The organism is Roseisolibacter sp. H3M3-2, assembly GCF_029211165.1.
GTDB lineage: Bacteria > Gemmatimonadota > Gemmatimonadetes > Gemmatimonadales > Gemmatimonadaceae > Roseisolibacter.
The window spans coordinates 1-4,007 of the sequence record NZ_JARGEK010000403.1 but is presented as its reverse complement, the minus strand read 5'-3'; the positions used below and the strand labels follow the sequence as shown (position 1 = coordinate 4,007).

Below are 4,007 nucleotides of genomic sequence, written 5' to 3'. Positions count from 1 at the left end.
CGCGCGCCCGTCGGCAGCACGCCCTCGGGCGTCGGGGCGGTGCGCACGGCGAACAGCCGCGCGCGCGCCGCCGTCAGCGCCTGCGCGGCGCTCGTCGGCGCCGGCATCGCGATCGCGTGCGCGGCGTCGAGCAGCAGCCCGCGCGCGTTCCCCGACGCCTGCAGCGGCAGCGGGCGCCGCCCGGCCTCGACGCGCCGGTACGTGATCTCGGGGCCCGGCGCCGGCATCTCGGCCACCGCCTCCAGCCGCAGCCGGTTGGCGGCCACCAGCACGTCGCCCGCGGGGAGCGGCGGCGCGCCCACCCCCGGCGGCTCGGGCGCGCCCCACGCGCCCACCGGGAAGGCGTCGGTCCCCGTCTCGCGGTGCGCGCCGAGCTTGCGCAGCTGCGCCGGCACCGACGTCGCGCCGGTGACCTGCCCGCTCGCGTTGCGCGTCAGCTTCTCGAGCGTGAACACGAGCGCCGTCGTCAGCCCGCCGGCGCGCATCGGCTTGAGGCCGAGCGCCGCCGCGGCGCCGTCGGAGCGGCGCACCGGGACCGTGACCCGCCCCGTCGTCAGCGCGAGGTCGAACGCCTGCGTCGGCACGGTGGTCACCACCGTCACCTCGAACTCGGCGAACACCTCGAACGGGAGCGCGTCGCTGCCGTCGGGGCTCGGCGCGCTCTGCCCGCCCCTGGTCGAGGCGGGGAGCGTCCCCTTCCCGGTGATCGCCGACAGCGTACGCGCGCCGTCGCCCGCGCTCTCCAGGTACTTCTCGGTGAACTCGAGCCACGTCAGCACCTTGGGCGCGACCTTCCGCTCGCTCCCGAAGCCGACGGTGAACTCGCACGGGCCGACCTCCAGCGTCGCCTCGCCGCTGAAGTCGGGGCCCCACACCTTGATGCGCGCGCCGAGCGAGATGCTGAAGCGGATCGTGCCGAGCCACGTCTTGATCTTCACGCCCGCCGAGATGCGCGCGTAGGCCGAGACCTCGAACCAGAACGGGTCGAAGAAGACGAGGCCGTGCGCGCCGAAGGCGATGCGGGCCCACGCCCAGCCGAAGTCGGCGCTGACCTCGACGTCCACGCCGGCCATCAGCGCCTCGGAGGTGAGCGCGAAGTACGCGCCCCCCTTGATCACGATGTCGTCGGTGACGCGCCAGACCAGCCCGAGGCGCGGCACGACCGGGTACCCCTCGCGGTGGAAGCTCGGGTGGTAGCCGCCGATCGTGAGCACGAACTGCCCGGCGAGCGGCCCCTTCCACCACGTCGCGAAGGCGAAGCCGCCGGTGAGGCGCACCTCGCGGTAGAGCAGCCACGAGTTCTCGGTGAGCTGCGCCTGGATGAGGAACAGCCCCTCCTCGGTCGAGAAGCGCGCCAGCAGCCCGAGCTCGATCGACACCAGCGCCGCCTGCGGGCGCGGGAGCGCCATGCGCGCGAGGCCGAACAGGTTGATCTCGAGCCCCGCGCCGAACGACACCGACACGACCGCGATCCCGTCCACCAGCGCGAAGCAGGTGAAGCTGATCCCGGCCGCGAACCAGAAGTTGCCCTGCTGCGGCGGGAAGTACTGCGTCAGCTCGCGCAGCTTCTGCATCGGCTCCGGCACCGTCGCCGCCGGGTCGAGCGCCTGGATGAACGGGTACTCGTTGAACCGCGACATGTCGTCGGGGACGCGCAGCCCGCGGTTGATCCCGAGCCCGCCCCCGATGCCGGTGAGGAAGAACGCCGGCGGCCCGCCGATCGGCCCGTTCACCGCGCCGAACACGAAGAACGACGGCGACCCGTTCTGGTCGGTGTACCCGCCGAACACCGACAGCCCGTACACGCCGAAGCGCCCGAGCAGCATCCCGACGTAGCCCGGGTTCCCGTCGACGGTGGTCTTGAGCAGCCCGCCGGCGAGGGAGACTCCAGACATCTCGGCGCTCACCGCGAGCCCCTGCAGGTCGACCGCCCACTGCCGCACGTCGAACACGTCGCCGCCGAGCCAGGTCAGCGACAGCTGGTCGACCGCCGCGGTGAGCCCGAACAGCGACACGCGCCCGTCGAACAGCAGCGCGACGCGGCTCACCCGCCCGTTCGTCTCGGCGGTGTCGAGCCCCACCCGCTCGACGTAGAGCGGGCCGAGCTGCCGCTGCACCACCACCCACCACGGCCCCGGCGGGCGCCCGGCGCGGAACGACACGCCGACGTTCCCGCCCGGGTGCTTCTGCACCGCCAGCGCGGGGGAGAACGCCGGGCGGTTCGCCTGCCCCGCGCTCCCCGCGTCGCTCAGGATCCCGTTGGCGACCGCGTTGCTGCCGCCGCTCCCCGCGGGCGCGACGGCGAGCCCCGCCAGCTCCAGCTGCACGCCGCCGCCGACGCCCGCCGGCGACGCCTCGCCGTACACGTGCACCGCGATCGCGTCGAGCGACACGCCGCCCAGGTCGAGCAGCGGCCCGCTCGACTTGCGGAAGCGCAGCCCGACGCCGCCGACCTTCACCCCCGGCACGAACGCGAACGTCGTCGCCGCGCCGCTCCCCGTCGCCTTCACCGCGAAGATCGACAGCCCGGCGGGGACCGCGGGATCGATCCACGTGTGGTCGACCTCCAGCTCCACCGTCGGGTCGCCGCTCGCGATCGCGAAGCGCTTGTTGGGCGCCAGCGACACGCGCACGCCGAGCATCGTCCCGCCGCCCCCGGGCTCCGCCACCAGCCCGATCGTGACGGTGCCGTCGATGGTGAGCGCGAAGGTGTTCGTCTGCGCGAGGTTCAGCAGCAGCCGCTGCAGCCGGCCGAGCAGCGCCGGCCCGTCGGTGATCTGCGTGAACAGCGCCGCGTCGAGCTGCGTCGAGCCGGCGGCGTCGGTGAACACCACCCCGCGCAGCGCGTCGCGCGCCAGCACCGGGAGCACCGGCGGCCCGCTCGCGGGCCAGAGCTGCGATACCGCGACGCTCCCCGCGACGCTCGCCGCCACCGCCAGCAGGTGCGTGGCGACCGCCAGCGCCTCCTCGCTCACCGTCTCGGTGACGCCGCGCCTCACCACGCGCAGCGCCGGCGGCGTGGCGTCGAGCCCCCACCGCATCTCGATCGACGTCGCCGCCGCGTCGTCGAACGCGAGGCCGACGCCGAGCGCGCGCGTGAAGCCGGCGCCGCCCACGCCGGCGCGCACGACCACGAGCGGGCGCAGCACCAGCGGCCCGACCGCGATCGGCGCGGGGCCGAGGCGCGCCTGCACCCGCACGCCGGCCGCCGAGAGGCGCAGCTCCTCCAGCGCCACGTTGCCGATCGCGGGGAGCGCGAACGTCCCGCGGATCACGACCGCCGGCGCGCCCGCGCCCTCGAGCACCACCCGCACCGGGCGCAGCCCCACCGCGCCGGTGCCGCCGAAGCCGAAGGTGAAGCGTCCCTCCGCCGCCTCGGCGAGCGTGGCGACCAGCGTCCCGGTCGGGTCCACCGCCTGCGCCAGCGCGCTCGCGGCGCTCCCGGCGATCACCGGCAGCCGCGCGAGCAGTCGCCCCGCGGGGTCGGCGGCGAAGGCCGCGACCTGCGCGCCGGTGAACGTGTCCCCCTCGCGCAGCTCGAGCGCGCCGCCGAGCGCGAACACCGCCGCGCCCACGTCCTTGGCGAGCGACACGCCCGCGTCGCTCCGCTTCGCCGCCAGCGCGTTCAGTACCGGCGGCAGCGCCGACTCGGCGACGGCGCCGAGCGCCGTGCCGAGCCCCGGCCCGTCCGGGTAGAGCTGGAGCGGCGCCGCGGGCGCGGGGCGCAGCAGGTCGACGCGCACCGCCGGCGCGATCGCCAGCCGCAGCCCGCGCCCCGCCACCGCCAGCGACGCCTCCAGCACCGGCGCGACGCTGCCCGTCGCGCTCACCGCGACGTCCGCCAGCAGCGCCGTCGTCACCGGCTGCCCGCCGACGCTCGTCGCCAGCTGCACGTCGAGCGCGAGGCGCAGCGCGCCCGCGTCGGCGCCGTAGCGCACCGTGACCTCGGGGCTCAGCGCCCACGCGCCGCTCGCCGCCAGGGCGCCCGGCCCGCCGGCCACGCCGAG

Annotated in this window: 1 protein-coding gene; it reads right to left on the bottom strand. The window is 76.1% G+C overall.

What is annotated here, in order from left to right:
• A partial coding sequence (locus tag PYV61_RS21925; RefSeq protein WP_275835674.1) for a DUF6603 domain-containing protein occupies window positions 1-4,007 on the bottom strand: 4,007 nt, incomplete at both ends.